Annotated in this window: 19 protein-coding genes and 1 tRNA gene; 8 read left to right on the top strand and 12 right to left on the bottom strand. The window is 69.3% G+C overall.

Annotated elements, in window-relative coordinates:
- Window position 1 precedes the first annotated feature (1 nt).
- Together FOH10_RS07555 and FOH10_RS07550 are read right to left on the bottom strand one after the other, a co-directional pair.
- A complete protein-coding gene (locus FOH10_RS07555) occupies window positions 2-1,051 on the bottom strand; it encodes a hypothetical protein (RefSeq protein ID WP_143980182.1) in 1,050 nt (349 codons plus the stop codon).
- Window positions 1,052-1,407: 356 nt separating this feature from the next.
- Window positions 1,408-2,256 carry a hypothetical protein gene (locus tag FOH10_RS07550; RefSeq protein ID WP_143980181.1) on the bottom strand — a complete coding sequence of 283 codons (849 nt, stop codon included), beginning with the start codon at window positions 2,254-2,256 and terminating at the stop codon, window positions 1,408-1,410.
- 335 nt (window positions 2,257-2,591) lie between these two features.
- Between FOH10_RS07550 and FOH10_RS07545 the strand changes: the two genes are divergently transcribed.
- A complete protein-coding gene (locus FOH10_RS07545; protein ID WP_039812004.1) occupies window positions 2,592-3,026 on the top strand; it encodes a hypothetical protein in 435 nt (144 codons plus the stop codon).
- 387 nt (window positions 3,027-3,413) lie between these two features.
- On the opposite strand, the gene FOH10_RS07540 is transcribed toward FOH10_RS07545, so the two are convergent.
- The 6 genes from FOH10_RS07540 to FOH10_RS07515 all read right to left on the bottom strand — a co-directional run bounded on the left by FOH10_RS07540 (window position 3,414) and on the right by FOH10_RS07515 (window position 10,133).
- Window positions 3,414-3,498 (bottom strand) — tRNA-Leu (locus tag FOH10_RS07540).
- 217 nt (window positions 3,499-3,715) lie between these two features.
- The gene (gene erm, locus FOH10_RS07535) at window positions 3,716-4,426 is read right to left on the bottom strand and encodes a 23S ribosomal RNA methyltransferase Erm (RefSeq protein WP_425326153.1); all 711 of its coding nucleotides are present in this window, start codon (window positions 4,424-4,426) and stop codon (window positions 3,716-3,718) included.
- Between the two features lie 383 nt (window positions 4,427-4,809).
- Complete coding sequence (locus tag FOH10_RS07530; protein ID WP_143983917.1) at window positions 4,810-5,556, bottom strand: adenosylcobinamide-GDP ribazoletransferase; 747 nt, start codon at window positions 5,554-5,556, stop codon at window positions 4,810-4,812.
- A 363-nt stretch (window positions 5,557-5,919) separates the two neighbouring features.
- The gene (cobT, locus tag FOH10_RS07525) at window positions 5,920-8,070 is read right to left on the bottom strand and encodes a nicotinate-nucleotide--dimethylbenzimidazole phosphoribosyltransferase (protein WP_244961745.1); all 2,151 of its coding nucleotides are present in this window, start codon (window positions 8,068-8,070) and stop codon (window positions 5,920-5,922) included.
- 399 nt (window positions 8,071-8,469) lie between these two features.
- Window positions 8,470-9,084, bottom strand: coding sequence for a LysE family translocator (locus tag FOH10_RS07520; protein ID WP_029929653.1), 615 nt, complete (start codon window positions 9,082-9,084; stop codon window positions 8,470-8,472).
- 71 nt (window positions 9,085-9,155) lie between these two features.
- Window positions 9,156-10,133: a helix-turn-helix domain-containing protein gene (locus FOH10_RS07515; protein ID WP_143980179.1), complete on the bottom strand. Its 978-nt coding sequence runs from the start codon at window positions 10,131-10,133 to the stop codon at window positions 9,156-9,158.
- 203 nt (window positions 10,134-10,336) lie between these two features.
- Between FOH10_RS07515 and FOH10_RS07510 the strand changes: the two genes are divergently transcribed.
- Window positions 10,337-10,573, top strand: coding sequence for a hypothetical protein (locus FOH10_RS07510; RefSeq protein WP_143980178.1), 237 nt, complete (start codon window positions 10,337-10,339; stop codon window positions 10,571-10,573).
- Between the two features lie 65 nt (window positions 10,574-10,638).
- Here the strand turns inward: FOH10_RS07510 and FOH10_RS07505 are convergent, their stop codons facing one another.
- Window positions 10,639-11,295 carry a DUF3043 domain-containing protein gene (locus FOH10_RS07505; protein WP_244961743.1) on the bottom strand — a complete coding sequence of 219 codons (657 nt, stop codon included), beginning with the start codon at window positions 11,293-11,295 and terminating at the stop codon, window positions 10,639-10,641.
- Between the two features lie 326 nt (window positions 11,296-11,621).
- On the opposite strand from FOH10_RS07505, the gene erpA reads away from it, so the two are divergent.
- The 6 genes from erpA (at window position 11,622) to FOH10_RS07475 (ending at window position 16,831) form a co-directional block, all read left to right on the top strand.
- Window positions 11,622-11,972, top strand: coding sequence for an iron-sulfur cluster insertion protein ErpA (erpA, locus tag FOH10_RS07500; protein WP_029929660.1), 351 nt, complete (start codon window positions 11,622-11,624; stop codon window positions 11,970-11,972).
- Window positions 11,973-12,232: 260 nt separating this feature from the next.
- Window positions 12,233-13,204, top strand: coding sequence for a carbohydrate kinase family protein (locus FOH10_RS07495; RefSeq protein ID WP_143980176.1), 972 nt, complete (start codon window positions 12,233-12,235; stop codon window positions 13,202-13,204).
- Between the two features lie 479 nt (window positions 13,205-13,683).
- Window positions 13,684-14,538 (top strand): homoserine O-acetyltransferase/O-succinyltransferase family protein, encoded by an 855-nt coding sequence (locus tag FOH10_RS07490; RefSeq protein WP_186000755.1) that lies wholly within the window; start codon window positions 13,684-13,686, stop codon window positions 14,536-14,538.
- 72 nt (window positions 14,539-14,610) lie between these two features.
- Window positions 14,611-15,477, top strand: coding sequence for an alpha/beta fold hydrolase (locus tag FOH10_RS07485; RefSeq protein WP_143980174.1), 867 nt, complete (start codon window positions 14,611-14,613; stop codon window positions 15,475-15,477).
- A 131-nt stretch (window positions 15,478-15,608) separates the two neighbouring features.
- Complete coding sequence (locus FOH10_RS07480; protein ID WP_143980173.1) at window positions 15,609-16,322, top strand: MBL fold metallo-hydrolase; 714 nt, start codon at window positions 15,609-15,611, stop codon at window positions 16,320-16,322.
- A gap of 116 nt (window positions 16,323-16,438) precedes the next feature.
- Window positions 16,439-16,831 carry an Rv1352/Rv1906c domain-containing protein gene (locus FOH10_RS07475; RefSeq protein WP_143980172.1) on the top strand — a complete coding sequence of 131 codons (393 nt, stop codon included), beginning with the start codon at window positions 16,439-16,441 and terminating at the stop codon, window positions 16,829-16,831.
- 67 nt (window positions 16,832-16,898) lie between these two features.
- Here FOH10_RS07475 and FOH10_RS07470 read toward each other — a convergent pair whose 3' ends face one another.
- The 3 genes from FOH10_RS07470 to gcvT all read right to left on the bottom strand — a co-directional run bounded on the left by FOH10_RS07470 (window position 16,899) and on the right by gcvT (window position 19,821).
- Window positions 16,899-17,999 (bottom strand): branched-chain amino acid aminotransferase, encoded by a 1,101-nt coding sequence (locus FOH10_RS07470; RefSeq protein WP_029929671.1) that lies wholly within the window; start codon window positions 17,997-17,999, stop codon window positions 16,899-16,901.
- A 10-nt stretch (window positions 18,000-18,009) separates the two neighbouring features.
- Window positions 18,010-18,597 carry a hypothetical protein gene (locus FOH10_RS07465; protein ID WP_143980171.1) on the bottom strand — a complete coding sequence of 196 codons (588 nt, stop codon included), beginning with the start codon at window positions 18,595-18,597 and terminating at the stop codon, window positions 18,010-18,012.
- 123 nt (window positions 18,598-18,720) lie between these two features.
- A complete protein-coding gene (gene gcvT / locus FOH10_RS07460; protein ID WP_143980170.1) occupies window positions 18,721-19,821 on the bottom strand; it encodes a glycine cleavage system aminomethyltransferase GcvT in 1,101 nt (366 codons plus the stop codon).
- Window positions 19,822-19,966 lie beyond the last annotated feature (145 nt).

The following is a 19,966-nucleotide window of genomic DNA, read 5'->3' as shown; positions in this document are numbered from 1 at the left end:
GTCACCGTTTCGACGGCGGTCGGTCCGACGGTTCCCACCACTTCTCGCTGCCGCGTGAGATCGGGCGATCCGAGGCCCGCAGCACGGTCAACGCGGCGCAGGTCACCCACGGATTGAACCGACGCCGCCCCGTCGGCCCCCAGTCGACGAGCGAACGGTATCTGCCGCCGGGCGCGGTACGAACCTGGTAGTAGCGTGCTTCGGCGGGGAACCCACCATCGGGCAGCCGCTTGGACTCCAGCAGGTCGAGGGCGGCGGAGCAGCGTGGGTCGGCGATCAGCCCCGCCTCCGCGAGCACGGTGAGCGCGAAGAGGACGTCATAGTGCCAGTAGCATGGAAAATGCAACTGTACAAACGATTTCGCAATCACGGTGCCGTCACTGATGCGCCGGAACAGCTGGCGGCTCAGGAACGGCTCACCGGCCCGAACCACCGCGTCTCGGCTGTCCTCCCGACCGGTCCGCCGGGCGTGCAGCGCGAGTGCGCGCAGCGGAATGAGACTTTCGACGAACGAGGAGACGCGCCCGCTCGCGTGCCGGTCACAGTTCCAGCCGCCGTCGGGCCATTGGGTGGCGAGCAGGCGGGTCACGAGTTCCTCGGCGCGTTCGTCGGCGAGCCCGAGACTCAGCAGCGCCCACAGCAGATTCCCGTCGATGGAGGCATGCAGCGTGGGCAGCCCCCGCACCTGGCCGATAAGGCGTGTGCGGTACTCCTCGGACAGTACCCACCCCAATGCCTGCTCCCGCAACGGGATCAGCGACTCGTCACCGGTGGGATAACCGAGTTCGGCCAGTGCGACCAACACCCAATGCGCGCCGTACCACGTGGCGCCGTACGGATGGAACGGTAGCGTCCCGTCGTCCCTACGTTCCGACAGCAGAGTTCGCACCCGCGCGCTGGCAGCGATATCCGCCCGCACCGACCGCACCGCGGGATCGTCCACGGGCGTCCCGAGCAGCCGGGTGAGCGCGCGCCACCGGATCGACGGCTCCGGCGAATCCAGCAGCCGAGCCACGATCCCATCGGCCGCCAGGCCGCCGTCCCCGTTCATGCCGACCATCGTGGTCGCCGCGACCTCGTGCCGCTACGGCCTTCGGTCGAGCACATCGAGGGACCATGGTCCTCCGCCCGGTGCCGTGTCGTCGGCCCCAACTGCGGCACCTACCGCGTCGCCGTCCACTGGCGCAGCCTGGACACCGGCCGCCCCAGCGGACAATCGCACCAGGCCAACGAGCACGGCGAGATCCGGCAGGCGACTGACGGTGTGATCACTGGTCGGCATGGAACCGGGAGCCGGTCGGGTGGAGGCATGGATCGTCACCCAGTACGACGACGGCGCGGAGCGGGAGTTGGAACGGCCGCGCGTCCTTCACCCCTCGGCTGATCGACCGCCACGGCAGGCGGGCCTCACAACTTCGCCACGACCGCCTCGACGAGTTCGCGAACGATCACCGACCGTTCCCACTCCCGCTGCCGCCGCAGTTCATCCTTGTCGGGCTCGCGCCCGAACGCGACCGTCTCGGTGCCGTGCAGGTAACGGATCGCCGTGTACTCGTCGACCTGCCGCGTGTACTCGACCGTCATCGACACCTGGAACAGGACATACAGCGTCGCGCACACGAGACTATTGCCCTGGGCGGCCACGCACGGTATCCCGGCGACCGTGATCGGTGGATCGGCGGGGAAGGGCTGTGGCCGGTTCCGGTAGACGACCCCCGCACTGCCCGCGGCGATCACCTCGATCGTCACCTCGGCGCCGGACCGGGGCGGCAACTCGTCCGCCTCGAACGCGATACCAGGAAGCGCCATGGCGACCGTACAGAGCGCTCCCCCGACCCGCACCCGCTCCCGCGCCCATTCCGGCTCCGGCGGCTCCAAGGCGCTCAACGGCGCCGTCAGCATCAGGTCTTGGTGCACCGCGAACCTCTCGGTGTCGGTCACCTGCGGGAATATCGCCCGAATATCGGTGTCGGTGATCAGGTTGCATGCCTTGGGCCATTGATCGAACTCATAGAACCCGGAGGAGTGCAGGGGCGCACCCTCGTACCGCGGCCCGGTCGCGGTCACGGGAGCGGCCCCGAGACGAACCGGTGGCGGCGGCTCGGTAGGAAGCACAGCACAGGCCGCACCGAACACCACCACGACCCCTACCAGGAGAACTCGTCGAAAAATCGCACCTACCACCTTCACACCCACCGCGACCGAGAACAGCCGTGCGCTGAAACGCCAAGTATGGCAGCAGGTCTCACCACACACCGCTCGCACCACGGTTCTCGCTGGCGAGTTCGACCGGCACCCGGCACGACATCGGCAACGTTTCCTACGTGCACGGCCGACACTGGGCATCCCGGTCTGATCTCCGCGCCGTGAACAGCATCCGCCACGACTGATGGAGGTGCGCGGTTCCGGCCATCCTTCGAAAATCCAGAACACCGTGCAGCATGTCGCACCAGATGCTGTCGGCGGTGGCGGCGCGGGCACGTCCATCGGCGGTAGGGCAGGACGGCGGTCCACCTCGGGACCCTTGTCCCTGCCGGAGGCGACCGGATCGGTCGTACCGTGACCAAAGGAATCGACTTGGAGGGGTTCCGATGACGGCTACCGAAACGACTCGCCGCCCGTCCACGGCGGCACGCAGAGCCGGCTACGTCGTCGCCGCACTCTGCAACGCGGTGCTGCTCTACGCCATTCACGCCTGGCCGGGGTGGGACGCCCTGCCCTTTCTCACCGAGGACACCCCGCGGGTGCTGTGGCTCGTCACCGCATCGCTGATCGCCGGTTTGATCACCAGCGTCGTGTATCTGCCCGCCGATCCGCCGTGGTTGAAGTCCCTCGGCGACCTCGTCACCACCGGGATCGGCCTGGCGGCGACCATCCGCGTCTGGCAGGTGTTCCCGTTCGACTTCGGCAGCGCGACCTTCGACTGGGCTCTGGTGTTCCGCATTCTGCTGGCCATCGCGATCGCCGGAGCCGTCGTGGGCATGATCGTCCAATTGTTCACGTTCCTGCGCGCGGTGATCCCATAGCCGCCGCGCGCCGTGCGGAATCGACGGTTGGACGGCAAGCTACCCCGAGACATTCTGCGACGCAACACTTTCTGTGCAATGCAGACCCTCCGGCCAGTGGCAGCCGCACTGCAGCACCGGTGCGCGATGGCCACTACCAGGGGCAGGTTCTGGCCAACGGCGGCTTAGACCCGTCTCGCTTCGACGTCGGCGAGCGCGCGTTCGATAGGCGGAGGCTACTCGATCCATGTCCGCACGGGGGCGGCACGGACGCATACCAGATCACCCTGTGGTTCTCGGTCTGCTCGGTTCGGGTGCGTCCCGCGTTCCGACGATCTGGCCGCGAGGAGTCGAAACTGGACAAGAAAAGAGCTCTTCCTACATGTAGGGAGAGCTCTGTCGTCGGTGTGTCCGGAGGGGGACTTGAACCCCCACGCCCTAATACGGGCACTAGCACCTCAAGCTAGCGCGTCTGCCATTCCGCCACCCGGACCGGTGTTGCTCGAAAACTTTAGCGGATGAGCCGTCGGATTGTGAAAACGGCTGGATGCGATCCATTTTCCGGGAGAGTTGCGGGTGGATGGCAAGGGTTCGCGGCGGGGGCTGGGGTGCCGTGGGAGTTGCCAGTATCACGGCGGCTCAGCGGGGTATACGGCTGGATGACCCCGATCGGTCCGGTGTCGCCGCGAATGCGGCGACACCGGACCGGGTCAGGCGGCGAGCTGCTGGTGCAGCGTCACCCATTGGTCGGGGTGCACGTAGGCCACCACTGTGTCGCGGTCGATGCCCGCGACGGCCAGCGCTTCGTCCACGCCCTGATAGCGGGTGCGCAGGGACGCGCGGACGGAGCCGCCGAGGCCGGTGAAGCCGGTCCGGACCAGCTCCAGGTAGGAGTTCCGTTCCCGCACCAGCGGTTCCGGGCGGCGGACGATGCGCAGGATCGCCGAGTCGACCGATGGGACGGGCCGGAAGCTGGTCCGGTCCACCTGGCCGTGCAGTTCCCAGGTGAACCACGGCCAGGTTTCGGCCGTCACCAGGCTCCAGCGGCCGTAGTCGCCGGTGCGCTTGCGCGCGTATTCCCGCTGGGTGAGCAGGGTCGCCGAGGTGAGAGCGGGTGCGGTCAGGCACCAGTCGACGATCTTGGCGGTCACCGAGTACGGGATGTTGCCGACCACGGCGAACGGCTCACGCGGAGCCCTCGCCTTGGTGAAATCACCTCGGACGACCCGGATTCCGCTCTCGCGTCGGGTTCGCGCGGACAGCTTCATCGCTAGCAGCGGATCTATCTCGTATGCGGTCACACGGGCGCCGCGACGAGCCAGTTCCGTGGTGAGCACGCCCTCGCCCGCGCCGGGTTCGAGCACCAGCCCGGTCGGTTGGGCCACCGTCACCATGAGCTGGACGGCGTCGCGGTTCACCAGGAAGTTCTGGGAGAGGGTGCGCCTGGCATGGTCGCGCGGCGTGCGAGCGCCGCTGCCGCTGGTGACCTTGCGCTGGGTATGAGAGTAGTTTCGGTGTGCAAAATCTTGCGCCACAGCGTGTGCCCTTTCGGGTCCTCGAGTCGAATGAGTCTCGAAGGGCCCTGGGCGCGCGTGCGGACGCCGAGAGAAGAATCCGCGTCCGCTAGCGGGCCAGAGCCCGGCCGTGGCGGATACGGATGAAGTAGGGGGCGCAGTGACATGTCATGTGGGAAACGTAGGGACCGCGCGACTGCCGCCGCAACCGAATTTCCGGACCCGCGGCGATCCGCCCAGCACGGCCCACGGGGTCTCGTCCGACTCGCGGGTTCACACCCGCGGCCGCTTCACACCGCGAAACTCGATACGGCGACCGCGACCGTCGTCGCCACCTCGACCGCTGCCCCGAGTACGTCGCCATTGAGCCCGCCGAACCGGCGAACAGCGTGGCGAACCAGCACGGTGGCCGTCGCCAGCGCGGCTCCCACGGCGATCGGCCCCAGCCACCACGCATCGGTGACGAAGCCCGCTGCCACCAGAGCGACTGCGGCCCAGGCGAATCCGATCGCGCGCCGCTGCGTTCCCGCGACCAATGCCCCGAACCCGGCCCCCGGGGCGGCGTCGATCCCGCTGCGGCACGCGAGCACGACCGCGACCCGCCCCACCGCCACCGCGACCACCACGGCCAGCCACCGCTGCGCATCCACCAGCGCCGCGAACGCGACCGCCTGAATTCCGATGACGAACACCAGCGCCGCCACCCCGAACGGCCCCGCCCCACCGCTCTTCATGATCTCCCGCGCCCGCTCGGGCGGGCCGTAACTTCCGAGCCCGTCCATGGTGTCCGCGAGCCCGTCGATATGCATCCCCCGCGTCCCCAACGCCAGCGCGGCCACGCCCACCAACCCCGCCAGCAGCGGCGAAGCGCCCGCGATCGTGAGCGCCCACATCACCGCGACGGCCCCCGCGCCCAGCAGCACCCCCACCACGGGTGCCCAAGAGATGGCTCCCGCGGCCGCTCCCCTGTCCACCCGCTCCGGCCCTCGCACCGGCAGCACGGTCAGCCATGACACGGCCAGCGCGAGCCCCGTCACCACCTCCTCCGGCATGAAGGTTCCCGCACTACGCCGCACGCCGAGCCGACGGCACCCCGGACCCGTGCCCCGACACGCCCTCTCCTCACCGTCCGCGCATCGCCGCCGGTGGACGAACGATCAGGGGGAACTGGTGGCGGCGTCGTGCGAGTAGCCACCGCCACCAGTTCCCCCTCGCGCTGAGGGTGACCGTGGGGGCGACGGCGGGTGGGCTCCGTTGCGCGCGCGGGGCGGTACCGCCGCGCAGTGGGGGCGCGACCACGGCGCGTCGGGATATCAGCCGCCGTAGCCTGGTCCGCATCGCGCGGGTCGGCGGGTCCGGGATACCGGCACAGGGGGCGGCACCCGCGTGAGAGCGGCCCCCTACGCACTGGCTTCCGGCGAGTCGGCTGCACCCACCCCGGCTTCCGACGACGTAGTTCCGCCCCCACCGGATTCTGTCGAGTTGCCAGCGCGCACGCCTGCTTCCGACGAACCACCCACGGTCGCATCACCGTCCGATGAATCGGCCGTACTCACACCGGCCTCGGCGAACGTCGCCATCTCGCCGAGCGCCGCCACGGCCGCGCGCAGGACCGGGAGCGCGGTGAGCGCACCGGAGCCCTCACCCAGTCGCATGCTCAGGTCGACGAGGGGTTCCAGGCGCAGTCGGTCGAGGGCGATTCGGTGGGCGGGTTCGCTGGAGCGGTGCCCCGCCACCCACCAGGCGCTCGCCCCGGGTGCGAGCTGTTCGGCGATCAGGGCGGCGGCGGTCACCACGACACCGTCGAGGATCACCGGGGTGCGGCGGGCGGCGGCGCGCGCCAGGAATCCGGCCATGGCGGCGAAATCCGCGCCGCCCGCGACCCGCAGCAGGGCTTGCGGGTCCTTGACCACGGGGCGCGCCCGCCACATGGCGTCGCGCACGGCGGCGGTCTTGCGCATCCAGCCCGCATCGTCGATGCCGGTGCCGCGGCCGACCGCCACGACCGGTTCGGTGTCGGTGACGGCGGCGATGAGCACGGTCGCCGGGGTGGTGTTGCCGATGCCCATATCTCCGGCGATGAGAAGATCCGCGCCGGAATCGATTTCCTCGTCGGCGAGGGCCGCTCCGGCGTGCAGCGCGGTGCGGGTCTCGTCTTCGGTGAGGGCGTCTTCGCGGTCGATGGACCCGCTGGAGCGGCGCACCTTGAAGGTGGAGATCTCCGCCGCGGTATCGCCCTCCACGGCCAGATCCACCACCCGCACGGTGGCATCGGCCAACCGCGCCAACACATTCACGGCCGCGCCGCCGTGCAGGAAGTTGGCGACCATCTGCGCGGTCACCTCACTCGGATACGCCGACACCCCGTGCCGCGCCACCCCGTGATCCCCCGCGAACACCACCACCCGCGCCCGCTCGAACTGCCGCGGCGGACACACCCCCTGACATGCCGCCACCCAGTTCCCCAGCGCCTCCAACCGCCCCAACGCCCCCGCCGGTTTGGTCAACTGCCCCTGCCGCTCCCCCGCGGCCGCCCGCATCGCCGCATCCGGACCCGCCACCGGCCCGAACTCCACCGCCACCGCACTCCCCTTCGACAACCCGACCCGCCGCTGCGCACCCTCGCCACCAGTGGAAGCGATTGCGCCCCCGGCGGCACCAGCCCCGGACCCACCGCCCGCAGTCGACGCCGCACCGCTCTCGACCGCACCGGCGCTACTTCCCATCCGCCCGGCACCACTTCCAGCAGACCCGGCACCACTCATGGCTGCCCCGGCAGCACTGGTGAGCAGCCCGGCAACCCTCTCCGCTCGGCCCGCAGCGCTGTCAACGCGCCCCGCAGCACCATCGGCTGGCGCTTCATCGATTCCCGCCTCCCCTGAATGGGCTCCCCCCATCGCGGCAGGCACCGAAAGCCCGCTCGAGTCGTACTGCGCGGCTTCAGCTTTCGTCACCTCATGCGCAGATGCTCCCGCACCGGCGGCACCACTGTCCTCGCCACCCACGCCCGGCTTGACCCGCACCGCCTGCCCGGCGACGAGCAGATACACCTCATCGCACACCGCGGCGAGCCGCTGGTTGAGCGTGCCGATCTCATCCCGGAACAGCCGTCCGGAACGGGTGGCGGGAATGACGCCCAACCCGACTTCGGGGCTCACGATCACGAGCCGCTCCGCATAGCCGGCGACGGCGGCGACGAGGGCGTCCAGATCCGGCCCCACGGTGCCGCGCGGCAGCTCCCACGCTTTGCGGGCGTCGAGGCGGGCGGTGAGCCAGGTGCCCAGGTCGTCGATCAGGGTCGCGGAAGTGGACTGGCCCAGGCCCGCGATCGGGTCGCCCTCCACTACCGTCCAGTCCGCGGGGCGGCGCGCCTGATGCGCCGCGATCCGCTCGGCGAAGTCGGTATCCGCCGGGTCGACCACGGCGGTGGCGATGTACCGCACCGGCCCCGCGGCCACCAGTTGTTCCGCGAACGCCGATTTTCCGGACCGCGCCCCGCCGAGCACCAGTGTGCGGAGCGGCCGATCGGTTGAGTGAGCAGTGTGCGACACGGTCAGCACGGTATCAATCACCGCGCCGCGCGGCCCTCCCCAACCCACGCCGACACCAGCCCGAGCCGGTGAACATGAGTGACCGGATCCCTCCCCGCGCACCCAGGGTCCGTAGCCCTGCCCCGCACATGGTGGCGGCATGCGCTCTCGCACCGGCGCGACCTCGTCGCCAAGGCCTCACCCGAATGCTGCCACCGGCCCCGGCACCCCACGCACCGACCGGGCGCACGATCAGCCATCCCGCCTGGCCGCGATCACCTGTCTGAGAACGGGTGACGGACCTCCGACTCTCCGAACGCCGCACCCGGCCCCATCCCGAATGCCGCCCGGCACAACGCAGCCACCGGTGAATCCGCCCGGACCCAAGCCCCGGAGGGCGCACCTACCCGGCCCGTCCGCTCACTGGTTCTGCACGGCCAGCCGCCCCGCGAGCGCCACGAACGACGCCCCGAACACCCGCCGCATCCAGGTCACCACGGCGGGCCGGGTGATGATGTGGTCCCGCACCGCCGCCGCGGCCACCCCGTACACCGCGAACACCACGAAGGTCGCGAGCATGAACACGCCGCTCAGCTCGAGCATGCGCGGCACGGCATTCGCGGACCCGGCGGGCACGAACTGCGGCAGGAACGCGAAGAAGAAGATGGTCAGCTTGGGGTTCAGCACATTGGCCAGCACGGCCGCGCCGATCACCCGCCCAGCGCCCGGGGCGGCGCCCGATTGCTCGGGCACGGTCAGCGCCCCCTTGTCGCGGAAGGTCATCCACGCCATGTACAGCAGATAGGCGACCCCGAGATACTTCAGCGTCTGGAATGCCATGGCACTGGTGTTCAGCACCGCGGCCACGCCGGTCACGGCGGCGATCATGTGCGGAACGATGCCCAGGGTGCAGCCGAATGCGGCGATCACGCTGGCCCGCGTGCCCCTGGCGAGCCCGGCCGCGAGGGTGAACAGCACACCGGTTCCGGGTGTTGCGACGATGACGAGCGTCGTCAGCAGAAATTCGATGCTCATCTCCCGCACAGTAACCGGCGACCGCGTCCGGCGACACCCCCGCCGCGGGCGGTGCGCGAGCCGAGCCCCCCCTAGACTCCCACTTCGTCCGGATGCGCCCCGAAGCGTCGGCGGTATTCGGTGGGCGCGATGCCGACGAGTCGCTGGAAGTGGTGGCGCAGCAACGCTCCCGATCCGAATCCGCACCGATGCGCGACCGACTCCAGATCCAGTTCGGTGTCCTCCAGCAACTGTTTGGCCAGCAGAATCCGCTGCCCCGTCAGCCATTTCACCGGCGTGGTCCCGGTCTCGGCGGCGAACCTGCGCGCGAAGGTGCGCGTGGACATGGCGGAGCGCGCGGCCAGGGCCTCCACGGTATGCGGCAACTCCAAGTGTTCGTTCATCCAGTTCAGGGTGTCGCTGAGGCTGTCCGAAGTGCATTCGGGCACTGGGCGTTCGATGAACTGACGCTGTCCGCCGTCGCGCTGCGGCGGCACCACCATGCGCCGTGCGATGGCATTGGCCGCCGCGCTGCCCAGCTCGCGCCGCACCAGATGCAGGCAGGCGTCGATCCCGGCGGCGGTGCCCGCACTGGTGATCAGATCCCCCTCGTCCACGAACAGCACATCCGGGTCGACGGTGGCCTTCGGATACCGCTGCGCGAGGTCGTCCACGTATTTCCAGTGGGTGGTGCATTTGCGGTCGTCGAGCAGTCCGGCTTCCCCGGCGAGAAACGCCCCGGAGCAGACGGTGAGGACGGTGGCCCCGTTCTCGGCGGCTTCCCGCACCGCGGTGATCACCCGTGGATCGGTCTGTTCCAGCACACCGAACGGAAACGCCGGTATGGCAACGAGATCCGCGTTCCGCAGCTCGTCGAGCCCGTATTCGGGCGTGACCGTGATGCCGGGTGTGCTGCTGCCCAGCGGCTTGCCGGGTTTGAGCCCGCAGACGCGGAAGTCGAAGTAGGGCAGCCCGTCCATCCGACGGTCCAGCCCGAATACCTCGCAGACGACGCCGAATTCGAACATGGCGAGGCGCTCGTTGAGCACCACGGCGACCTTGGACAACATAGCCCCAGCCTATCTGGCCGAATCTTTGCGAACAATGTCAGTACTGCCACTGTTGGCAGAAAGCTCGCGAGAGAAAACTTACTGCCATGCACGCAGTCACCGCAATACTCGCAGCCGCAACCGTTATGACCGCCATGGCAATGGTCACCGGCGCGGCGATGGCCGGCGGCACCGAGACTTCCGACGAGCAGGAGGCATAAGCCATGACCGCCATCACCACCCCCGCCAGCACCGCCTCCCGCGGCGAGCGTCGCACCATCGCCACGGCGATCAGCCTGTTCCGCCGCGCGTTCACCCTGCTCGCCGCAGCCGGGCGGGCCGTACCCTTCCACCGCGAAGACGGCTCGCGGCGAGCCGGCCCCTACGACGTCGTCGACCGCGACGCCCAGCGGGCACTGGCCGAGCTCAATGCGATCAGCACCATTCGCGAACACGGATAGGCCCCGACAGCACGCGGCCCCGCTCCGAGTCGATACTCGGAGCGGGGCCGCCCGCGTCGATCCCCCTAGACGCTCGCGCCCGGCTGCACCCGCGGCTTGGGAGCCCGCATCTTGCGCAGCTGCGAGGCGCGCACGAACGCGTACCAGCCCAACGAGAAGCTGGAATCCTCGGCGTCCGGGAAGCGTTCCCGCACCCGCTTGTTCACGATCCGCCCCAGCACGAAGCCCTCGGCGATCATGAACACCATCATGACCAGCATGGCCAGCGTGACGTACGCCTGCAGCACCGGCGACAGGAACATGGTCAGAATCAGCACCAGCGCCAGCGGCATGAACAGTCCGAGCAGATTGCGCCGCGCGTCGACCACATCGCGCACGTATCCCTTCACCGGGCCGCGGTCGCGCGGCAGCAGGAACTGCTCTTCACCCGCGAGCATGCGCGCCCGCCGGTCGGCATTCTCGGCGCGCCGCTGGGCGGCGGCGACCTTGCGCTGCTCCTTGTTGCCGCGATTGGCCTTGCGCCGGGCGCGCGCCTCCTTGGCGGTCATGGGCGCGGGCGCCACGGGACCGCGCCGACGCCCTTCGGCGTCCCGCCGCTTGGGGGTGGGACGGCCCTTGCCGAGCGTGACGTTCGGCTCGGCGACCGTCGTCGAATCGCCGTTCGACGAAGCGGAGGTGGTGTCGTCGGTGGTGCTGGACTCGCCGCGGCGCAGGAACTTCACGCCGACCAGGCTATTCGATCCCGCGTTCGTCCGGAAAACGTGGTCCGTTTCCGGTGTCGTCGACCACACGAAACCTGGCCCCGACCGGGCTGAAACGGCGGCGCCGGTAGCCGGATATACGGACATCCCGCCCGGTCGCGACCATGGTCGCGGCTTACCGCCCAGCTCGAGGGCTCGCGCCGCCCGCACCGCCGGATGTCCGGGTGGGTAGGGCGGATGAGTCGCCGGGTCCCGCGTAGGATGAGGAATAGCCGCCGGGGAAGCGGCGTTGACAGCCTTTGAGCCGTGCACAGTTCACGGTTGAACACGGTGCCCTAGGAGAGTTCATGACTGTGCAGAACGAGACCACCACCCACGGGGTGACGCTGACCGATGCCGCCGCCTCGAAGGCGAAGGCACTGCTGGATCAGGAGGGTCGCGACGACCTCGCGCTGCGGATCGCCGTGCAGCCCGGTGGCTGTGCCGGCCTGCGCTACCAGCTCTTCTTCGACGACCGCAGCCTCGACGGCGACCTGACCGTCGAGTTCGGCGGCGTGAACCTGGTGGTCGACCGCATGAGCGCCCCCTACGTGCAGGGCGCGGCGATCGATTTCGTCGACACCATCGAGAAGCAGGGTTTCACCATCGACAACCCGAACGCCACCGGCTCCTGCGCCTGCGGCGACAGCTTCAACTGAGTCGCGCCGTCAGCGCGGAACCCCAGCCACGGGGTTCCGCGCTGACGCATGTCCAGCCGCGACCGAACCCGTAGCTCCCGGCCCGGATCGGCACGCCGATCCCCCGCTCGGGGGTGGAGTCGTCCGTCTCGGACAGTGTAGTTTTGGAGGGCGTCCGAGCATCGGCCGCCGATCCCACCGCCCCCGCGTCTGTCGTCCCGCATACAGGTGTGCCCTCGCCTGGCCTTGAACACAGCGCACGACACCGAAGGATTCCGCACGTGACCATCGCCGTGTCCGCCTCCATCGCGACCGATCACCTCATGCGATTTCCGGGCAAGTTCTCCGATGTGCTGCTGGCCGATCAGCTGCAACATGTTTCGCTGAGCTTCCTGGTCGACGATCTGGTCATTCGCCGCGGCGGTGTCGCGGGCAATATCGCCTACGCGATGGGTCTGCTGGGCCGCAACCCGCTGCTGGTCGGCGCGGTGGGCCCCGACTTCGCGGATTATCGGCAGTGGCTGGAATCCAACGGCGTGGACTGCTCGGCGGTGAAGGTGTCCACCGAGGCACACACGGCGCGCTTCGTCTGCACCACCGATGAGGCCATGGCGCAGATCGCCTCCTTCTACCCGGGCGCGATGAGCGAGGCCCGCGAGATCTCCATCGGCGAACTGGCCCGCACCCGCGCCATCGATCTGGTGCTGGTCGGCGCGAACGATCCCGACGCCATGCTGCTGCACACCGAACAGGCCCGCACCGCCGGGATCCCGTTCGCCGCCGACCCCTCCCAGCAGCTGGCCCGCCTGGACGGCGAGCAGGCGCTGCGCCTGATCGACGGTGCCGCATACCTTTTCACCAACGAGTACGAGTGGGGCCTGCTGCTGCAGAAGACCGGCCTGTCCGCCGCGGAGATCGGCGAGCGGGTCGGCATCCGGGTCACCACCCTGGGCGTGAAGGGCGCGCTGGTGGTCGACAAGGACGGCACCGAACTGCATGTCGATGTGGTGCCGGACAATTCGAAGGTCGACCCCACCGGCGTCGGTGACGGTTTCCGCGCGGGCTTCCTCACCGGCCACACGGCGGGTCTGAGCCTGGAACGCTCCGCACAGCTCGGATCCCTTATCGCCGTGCACATTCTGGAAACCGTGGGCACCCAGGAATGGACCCTGGACCATGATGTGGCCGTGAAGCGCCTGCGCGCGGCCTACGGCCCGGAGGCCGCGGCGGAAATCGAAACAATTCTTCGCTGACACCCGCCGGTTCCCTGCCGGACGCCTGAGCCCCGCACACTGATCGCGTGATCGGTGCGCGGGGCACCTGTCTGCGCGGACATTTCGCCTGTCCAATCACTGCTCTGTACTGATCTACGCGGTCGGCCCGATCGCGCCCGTTCCGAAGGATTGAACAAGTGTTTGCGTCATCGGACGCACCGCGGTCGGGCGGTGCAGCCGTGCGAATCGGAATCGTGGATCTGATGTCGCTGCGGCCGGAGAGTATGACTCGCAAAGTCTTTGCCGCCGCAGTGGCCGCGGGCGCGGCGCGGCTGGGCTGGCGGACAACGGGTTTCGGTGCCGCGACCGGTAGCCCGTCGGCGAGCGTCGCATCCGGACGAACGGCGACCGGATACGCGTCGGACGAATCCTCGGCGACCTGTCGCCCGGACGGCCGCCCCTCGGGAATCCGGTCCGAGGCGACTGGGGCATCCCCAGAGGAGGCGACCGAATCCGAAGTGGCGGTCACGTTTTTCGGCATCGACCCACTCCGCGCGAGCACCGACGTCGATTGGCCCGCACTGGCCGCCATGGACGCCCTCATCGTCAGCGGCAGTGAACCCAAGGCCGCGGATATCGCCGCCGAGCCCAGCCTCGCGGTGGTCGACCGCATCCTGCGCGACTGCTCGGGCGCTGCCTCACTGCTGTTCTCCTGCCAATCCGCCCACGCCGCACTGCATCTGCTGCACGGGCTGCAGCGCCACCGTCTGCCGTACCGCGCACACGGTGCGTTCGACCACTGGGTACACGGTGCCGCCCTGGACCGCATGGGCGGCGTGCAGCCGGGCGCGCATCCCGGCACCGCACTGGTCGAAGGTCTGGCGACACCCGTGCGGGTGCCCCATTCCCGCTGGAACGCGATGACTTCCGCAGATCTCCGGGAGGCGGGCGTCGACATTCTGCTCGACTCCGAGGAAGCCGAATGGCACCTCGCCACCGGCCCCGACGGCCTGCGCCACGTCTTCCTCCAGGGCCACCCCGAATACCTGCCCGACACCATGGCCCGCGAACACCGCCGCGACCTGCGCCGCTGGCTGTCCGACCCGATGCGCCCCTTCCCCGCCATCCCGTCGCGCTACTTCCCGCACGACACCGAACAAACCCTCCTCGACCTCGCCGTCCGCCTCCGCACCACCTTCGACCCGACCCTGCTCGACGGCTTCCCGCTGCCGACCCACCACTCCGAGGTGATGGCCGACTGGACCGCCGACGCGGAAGTGTTCTTCGCCAACTGGATTCGAGCCGTCGCACAGGCCCGCTCGACCGCCACCACCCCGGCAGACCCCGCACCTCAGCCGATCCCCTCGATCTGACCCGCCACCGGGCCGATGATTTCCGCGCCGCCGGTTCGTCTACACAGCACACCCCTGCGGAAGGAGCGAATCATGGCCGAGCCGAAAACACACACGCTCGAGGTTCCGGGCGCCGTCCTCACCTACGACATCCGCGACTCCGAGACCGGTGACGGTCCCGTCCTGCTGATGATCGGATCCCCCATGGGCGCGGCCGGTTTCGGCACCCTGGCCGGATACTTCACCGATCGCACGGTGGTCACCTACGATCCGCGCGGCGTGGAGCGCAGCACCCGCACCGACGACGCCCGCGAGTCCACCCCCGACCAGCACGCCGACGATCTGCACCGGCTCATCACCGCCCTGGATCGCGGCCCGGTGGACCTGTTCGCCAGCAGCGGCGGCGCCGTGAACGCGCTCGCCCTGGTGGCGAAGCATCCCGAACAGGTGCGCACCCTGGTGGCGCACGAACCGCCCGCCGCGCAGGTGCTCCCGGACCGTGAGCACGCGCTGGCGGCCACCACCGCTGTGTGCCGCACCTACACCGAGCACGGTTTCGGCTCGGCCATGGCCAAATTCATCATCCTGTCCAGCCATCGGGGCGAGGTGCCGGCCGACTTCACCGCATGGCCCACCCCGGACCCCGCCGAACTGGGCATGCCGACGGAAGACGACGGCAGCCGCGACGACGTGATGTTCGCGCAGAACCTCGCCAGCCTGGCCTACTACGAGTACGACTTCGACGCCCTGCGCGCGGCCCCGACCCGCATCGTGCTGGCGGGCGGCATCGAATCCGAGGGCCAGCTCGCCCGCCGCGGCAGCGAGGCCGTCGCCCAGCGCCTCGGCACCGAGATGGTCGTCTTCCCGAGCAACCACGGCGGCTTCCTGGGCGGCGAATACGGCCAGACCGGCGAACCCGAGGCTTTCGCGGCCGCCCTCCGCGAGGTGCTCGCGGGATAAGTGCCAGGGGGACCGTACCGCGGTGCAGCCGACTCGGCCGACCGCGCGTCACGCGGTGACCGTCCCCGCATTCGGTGCGGGCGCCGGGAGTCCCCGCCCGTCGATCCCGCCCGCCCCATAGGGTGTCCGGTATGGGATCCGACCGTGTGTACTTCCGCCAACTGCTCTCCGGCCGCGACTGGGCCGTGGGCGATCCGATCGCCACCCAGATGCGCAATTTCGCGTATCTCATCGGCGACCGCGACAGTGGCGAGTGCGTGGTGGTCGATCCGGCCTACGCGGCGAACGAACTGGTCGAGATCGCCGAGGGTGACGGCATGCGCCTGAGCGGCGTGCTGGCCACCCACCACCACCCCGACCATGTCGGCGGCACCATGCTCGGTTTCACCCTGCGCGGCGTGAAGGAACTCCTGGAGAACGTGGACGTGCCGGTGCACGTCAACAAGGAGGAGCTGCCCTGGGTCGCGCAGGTCACCGATATCGCGCCCAGTGAACTGACCGGCCACGAGCACGGCGACAAGGTCGCGATCGGCGGCCTGGAGATCGAACTGCTGCACACCCCCGGCCACACCCCGGGCAGCCAGTGCTTCCTGTTCGACGACCGTCTCATCGCGGGCGACACGCTGTTCGTCGAGGGCTGCGGCCGCACCGACTTCCCCGGCGGCGACTCCGACGCCATGTTCCACAGCCTCCGCTACCTGGCCGGCCTGAAGGGCGACCCGGTGGTGTACCCCGGCCACTGGTACTCCCAGGAGCCGAGCGCCGCCCTCTCCGCCGTGCGCGACAGCAATTACGTGATGCGCCCGCAGACGCTGGAGCAGTGGCACATGTTCATGCCCGGCTGATCGGCTTTCCGCGAAACCTGCACCGTGCGGTCCTTCATCGACTAACTTGCGAAACGTTTTTGTTTCACAACTTGGGCCGGGACCCGTCCCGGCTCGTCGGGGAAGGACTCCACCTCATGCGTAAAGCCCTGTGGCTCAACGGCGCGGCGCTGGCCGCCGCCGCCGTTCTGGCCGCCGCCGCACCCGCCCAGGCCACCGCCGGCACCATCGGCTCCGACGGCACCTTCCAGGTCGGCGTCGATATCAAACCCGGCGTCTACACCACCACGACCGCGGTGAAAGCGTGCGGCTGGGCGCGCCTGAGCGCCGAGATCCCCGAACTCGACGCCATGATCGAAACCGGCGGCGCGGTCAACGGCAAGGCCACCGTCGAGATCAAGGCCAGCGACGTAGCCTTCTACACCGTCGGCTGCGGCACCTGGAAGCTGAAGACCACCGCCCAGTTCCCCTTCCCCACCGGCTCCGCCGCCAACTCCAGCGGCTCCGCCAGCTCCTCCGACCAGGGCTGATGCGAGGGGGAACTGGTGGCGGCGGCTACTCGGCCGATACCGCCACCATTTCCCCCTGATCACACGTTCAGGCGAGTTTGCGCATCCAGCCGTGGCGGTCGGCGAAGGTGCCGCGCTGGATTCCGGTGAGGGTGTCGCGCAGGGCCATGGTGACCTCGCCGGGCTCACCGTCGCCGATGGTGAATTCGCCCTCGGCGGAGACGACCGATCCGACCGGGATGACCACGGCGGCGGTACCGCAGCCGAACACCTCGGTGATCTCCCCGGATTCGACGCCGCTGCGCCACTCCGCCACGGAGACCTTGCGCTCCTCCACCCGGTAGCCCGCATCGGCCGCCAGGGTGATGAGCGAATCGCGGGTGATGCCCGGCAGCAGCGAACCGGACAGTTCCGGGGTGACCAGGCGAGCGTCGGAGCCGGTGCCGAAGACGAAGAACAGGTTGTTGGTGCCCATCTCCTCGACGTAGTTGCGCTCACACGCGTCCAGCCACACCACCTGATCGCAGCCCTTGGCGGCGGCCTCCTGCTGGGCCAGCAGCGAGGCCGCGTAGTTGCCCGCCACCTTGGCCTCACCGGTGCCGCCGGGAGCGGCCCGCACGAACTCGGTCGACAGCCACACCCGCACCGGCTTCAGCCCTCCCGCGAAGTACGCACCCGCGGGCGACCCGAGTAGCAGGTACTTGTACCCCGCCGCGGGCTTGACCCCCAGCCCGACCTCGGTCGCGAACATGAACGGCCGCAGATACAGCGACTCCTCACCCCCGGCCGGCGGCACCCACTCCCCGTCCACCTCGAGCAGCTGCCGGATGGACTCGACGAACAGCTCCTCCGGCAGCTCGGCCATGGCCATCCGCCGCGCCGAACGCTGGAAGCGCTGCGCGTTGGCGTCCACCCGGAAGGTCGCGATGCTCCCATCGGACTGCCGGTACGCCTTCAACCCCTCGAAAATGGCCTGCCCGTAGTGGAACACCATGGTCGAGGGATCCATGGACAGCGGCGCATACGGCTGCACCCGCCCGTTCACCCACTCGCCGTCGACATAGTCCAGCGACACCATGTGATCGGTGAAGTACCGCCCGAACCCGGGCGCCGCGAGAATCTCCTGTCGCCGCTCCACCGGGGTGGGAGCCGGATGCGAGGTGCGAGAGAAGTGCGCGGCAACAGTCATGACCGGGAGTTTAATTCGCCGCTCCGGAGCCGCCGGTGCCGCCTCGGAAAAACTCCCACATGGCCAGCTCCCCATCGTGCGCCCGCAGCTTGGCGACGCCCGCGTCGAGCGGGCGTCCCTGGGTGAGTTCGTAGAACAGGTACAGCGCCGCGAACAGGCCGGCATGCCCGTACGGGGCGTCGACCGGGGCGATATAGGCCGCCGCCCCACTGTCCAGGAACGCTTGCGCGAGCTCCTTGTCCCCGGTATCGCAGCCGAGCGACAGCACCGTGCTGCCCGCCAACCGGAAATGCTCGCGCACCTCCTCCGGCCCGAGCCGGTCGAACGGCTGCGCGGCGGCGATCTCACCGCCGAGCCCCGGCAGCAGAATCGCCCCGTCGATCCCGTGGCAGCAGAGCACCACATAGGGCGCGACCGAGCGCTCACCCCCGAGCGCGGCCACCAGATGCCGGGCCTGCCCGATGGTCAGGAAGTTGACCTGAATCCCGAACTCCTCGAGCGCCATTCGCAATGGCTGCGCACACGAGTCCTCGATGACGACAAGATCCACCGTCGTCCACGCCAACCGCCCGTCACAGACTTCGTCCACTCGCGACATGAGCACGAGTCTGGCGGCGGCGTGTGCGGAACGACAACCGGATTACTGTCAGAGCGCACGCCCCGCAAAGGCGGCCGCGATACACCGACTTCGCCCGCCGCCATCCACTGGCCCGGTGACCATTCAGGCAGTCTTCGCCTGCACGAAGGGCGGCCGCACCACCTCGCACCGCAGCCGACGCCCGCGCACGTCGACCTCCACCTCGTCGCCCTCCGCGAGTCCCGCGGCGGTGTCGAGCAGTGCGAGCGCGATACCGATCTTGAGCGTCGGAGAGAACGTGCCGGAGGTGGTCTCCCCCACCCGCTCGTCACCCCGCATCACGGCCTGCCCCTGCCGCAGCACACCCCGATCGAGTGCCTTCAGCCCCAACAGCATTCGCTTCGGCCCGGCCGCCTTCTCCTGCTCCAGCGCGGCCTTACCCCAGAACTCCGGCTTCTTCCACCCGACCGCCCACCCGGCACGAGCCTGCACCGGCGAGATCTCCAGCGACAGTTCGTGTCCGTGCAGCGGATACCCCATCTCGGTGCGCAACGTATCCCGGGCACCGAGCCCCGCCGGCTGCCCGCCGGCGGCACGCACCTGCGCGACGAGCGCCCGGAACAGCGCCTCGGCATCCGCCCAGCGCGGCAGCAATTCGTACCCGTGCTCCCCGGTGTAGCCGGTGCGGCACACCCGAACCGGCCGCCCCTCCCACTCCGCGTCGGCGTACGCCATGTACTCCATATCGGTCGGCAACCCGAGCGCCGTCAGCACCTCCGCCGACTTCGGCCCCTGCACCGCGAACACCGCGTATTCCCGATGCTCGTCGGTAACCGTCACCCCGTCCGGCGCGGCCTTCGCCAACTCGGCCACCACCGCCGCCGTATTCGCCGCATTCGGCACCAGGAAGATCTCGTCATCCGACACGTAGTAGGCGATCAGATCATCGATTACCCCGCCCTCGGCCGTACAGCACAACGTGTACTGCGCCTTCCCCGGCCGAATCCGCCCGAGATCATTGCTCAGCGCCGAATTCACGAACGCCGCCGCCCCCGCCCCCTTGACGGTCGCCTTCCCCAGATGACTCACATCGAAAAGCCCCACCGCGGTCCGCACCGCCGTGTGCTCCCCCACCGTCCCCGCATAAGAAACCGGCATCTCCCACCCCCCGAACGGTGCGAAGGTAGCGCCGAGCTCGACATGAACGGCGTGGATGGGTCCCTGCAGCAGCTTCTCGTCGGTCACGGGTAGGAGCTTATCGGCCGCCCCCGCGAATCCCCGCCCAGCAGGAACCGAAACCGCCTCACCTGCGTCGATAGTGATAACACTCCGCTATCAACCGTAGTCGGTGCGCTAGAGTCTGCTCGGTATCGGCGGTCCAGGGAGAAGT

This window comes from Nocardia otitidiscaviarum (genome assembly GCF_007362295.1).
GTDB classification, from domain to species: Bacteria; Actinomycetota; Actinomycetes; order Mycobacteriales; family Mycobacteriaceae; genus Nocardia; species Nocardia otitidiscaviarum.
Note: the sequence above shows the minus strand (reverse complement) of the source record. Positions and strands in the feature narration are given on the sequence as shown.

What these genes read in the sequence shown, in the direction of transcription:
- FOH10_RS07545 (WP_039812004.1), top strand. Translation starts at nt 2,592, where the DNA reads ATGACGGCTACCGAAACGACTCGCCGCCCGTCCACGGCGGCACGCAGA.
- FOH10_RS07485 (WP_143980174.1), top strand. Translation starts at nt 14,611, where the DNA reads ATGGCCGAGCCGAAAACACACACGCTCGAGGTTCCGGGCGCCGTCCTC.
- FOH10_RS07465 (WP_143980171.1), bottom strand. Translation starts at nt 18,597, where the DNA reads ATGTCGCGAGTGGACGAAGTCTGTGACGGGCGGTTGGCGTGGACGACG.
- FOH10_RS07510 (WP_143980178.1), top strand. Translation starts at nt 10,337, where the DNA reads ATGACCGCCATCACCACCCCCGCCAGCACCGCCTCCCGCGGCGAGCGT.
- FOH10_RS07555 (WP_143980182.1), bottom strand. Translation starts at nt 1,051, where the DNA reads ATGAACGGGGACGGCGGCCTGGCGGCCGATGGGATCGTGGCTCGGCTG.
- FOH10_RS07520 (WP_029929653.1), bottom strand. Translation starts at nt 9,084, where the DNA reads ATGAGCATCGAATTTCTGCTGACGACGCTCGTCATCGTCGCAACACCC.
- FOH10_RS07480 (WP_143980173.1), top strand. Translation starts at nt 15,609, where the DNA reads ATGGGATCCGACCGTGTGTACTTCCGCCAACTGCTCTCCGGCCGCGAC.
- erpA (WP_029929660.1), top strand. Translation starts at nt 11,622, where the DNA reads ATGACTGTGCAGAACGAGACCACCACCCACGGGGTGACGCTGACCGAT.
- FOH10_RS07475 (WP_143980172.1), top strand. Translation starts at nt 16,439, where the DNA reads ATGCGTAAAGCCCTGTGGCTCAACGGCGCGGCGCTGGCCGCCGCCGCC.
- FOH10_RS07470 (WP_029929671.1), bottom strand. Translation starts at nt 17,999, where the DNA reads ATGACTGTTGCCGCGCACTTCTCTCGCACCTCGCATCCGGCTCCCACC.
- FOH10_RS07515 (WP_143980179.1), bottom strand. Translation starts at nt 10,133, where the DNA reads ATGTTGTCCAAGGTCGCCGTGGTGCTCAACGAGCGCCTCGCCATGTTC.